This window comes from Helicobacter bizzozeronii (assembly GCF_900196775.1).
GTDB classification, from domain to species: Bacteria; Campylobacterota; Campylobacteria; order Campylobacterales; family Helicobacteraceae; genus Helicobacter; species Helicobacter bizzozeronii.
This window is the reverse complement of the sequence record NZ_FZLB01000097.1, coordinates 1-1501: the sequence shown is the minus strand read 5'-3', so window position 1 is coordinate 1501 and position 1501 is coordinate 1. Positions and strand designations below refer to the sequence as shown.

The following is a 1501-nucleotide window of genomic DNA, read 5'->3' as shown; positions in this document are numbered from 1 at the left end:
GGAGGAGTTTGGTTGCCTCAATAAAGGCATCTAAGAGGGGTTGGAACATGAAAAACCTTTCAAAAAATTTTCTAAGATTGGCAAGGCTAGAGTGGCTCAACGCCGTTAATATCTTTGTTGTGGCAAATCCAATGCACCACCCGTTCAATTTCTTCTTCAGCCACATAAGGGGCGTGCAGTCTGAGTAATGCACTGCTCCCCGGGGGGGTGAAGAGCATATCGCCCTTGCCCAACAAACTTTGCGCCCCCTCCGTGTCTAAGATCACGCGTGAATCCACCTTAGAGCCCACTTTAAAGCTGATCTTGCAAGGTAGGTTGGTTTTGATAACACCTGTGAGCACATCCACGCTGGGGCGTTGGGTGGCAATGATCAAATGAATCCCGCTGGCACGCCCCATTTGGGCGATCCGCATGATCGGGGTTTCCACATCCTTACCGCCCACCACCATTAAATCCGCTAATTCATCAATCATGATCACCAAAAAGGGCATGCTCTCGGCTTGTGCTTTGGCATGGTAACTCTCGATATTTTTAACCCGTTGTTGGTTTAGCAGGGTGTAGCGGCACTCCATTTCACACACGGCATGTTCTAGGGCTTCTATGGCTTCTTTAGGCGTGGTGATGATGGGGGCTTTTAGGTGGGGGATGTCTGCATAAAGGCTAAATTCAACCCGCTTGGGGTCAATGATGATTAATTGGAGCTGATCGGGGGTGTTTTTAAAAAGTAGAGATAAAATCATTGCATGCATGCCCACACTCTTACCACTGCCCGTGGTGCCAGCAATGAGCAAATGGGGGAGACTCTTAAGATCGCTCACATAGGGCTGGCCTATGACATCCTTACCCAAAGCCAACGCTAAGGGCGGGGCTTGTTTGAAGACCTCACTCTCTAGGATTTCTTTTAAACAAATGGGCGTGGGTGTGGGGTTGGCAATCTCAATGCCCATCACATCCTTACCCTTGATGGGGGCTTGAATCCGAATGGAAGGGGCACACAGAGCCATCGCCAAATCATCGGCTAGGGCTAGGATTTTGCTCACCTTGATATGCGGGGCGGGGCGTAACTCAAAAGTGCTCACCACGGGTCCTATATGGGTGCTCACCAACGCCCCCTCAATTTTAAACATGCGCAATTTGTCCAGTAATTGCTGGCTTTTTTGCTCCATTTGGGGCAAATCTAGGGCTGGGGGCATTTCTGGGATGGGGTTGAGTAAATCCGTGCTAGGCAGGGCGTAATTCTCAATACTAGGGGGTTTGGTGGGTGCGGTTGGGGTTAAATCGATTGAATTGGTTGAATCGGTTGAATCTAGGGCGCGTCTTTGTTGCACCAAATCCATGTAAGCTGAGTTAGGGGGGGTGTGGCTAGAGGGCTCAGAGGTAGGCTTAGAGGGGCTGACTAATTGGACTTGTTGGGTGTAAAGGTCTTGATTTTCTTGGCTGTAATAGCTCACCTTGATTTTTAGGGGGGAACTGGGGGGCTCTTGCTCTTGGGGTTCTTGGG

Annotated in this window: 1 protein-coding gene; it reads right to left on the bottom strand. The window is 50.0% G+C overall.

The annotated features are described in order from the left end of the window. Positions 1 to 86 precede the first annotated feature (86 nt). Positions 87 to 1501, bottom strand: a 1415-nt coding sequence (locus tag C5684_RS08520; protein ID WP_158650236.1) for a DNA translocase FtsK, incomplete at its 5' end; no start/stop codon positions are given.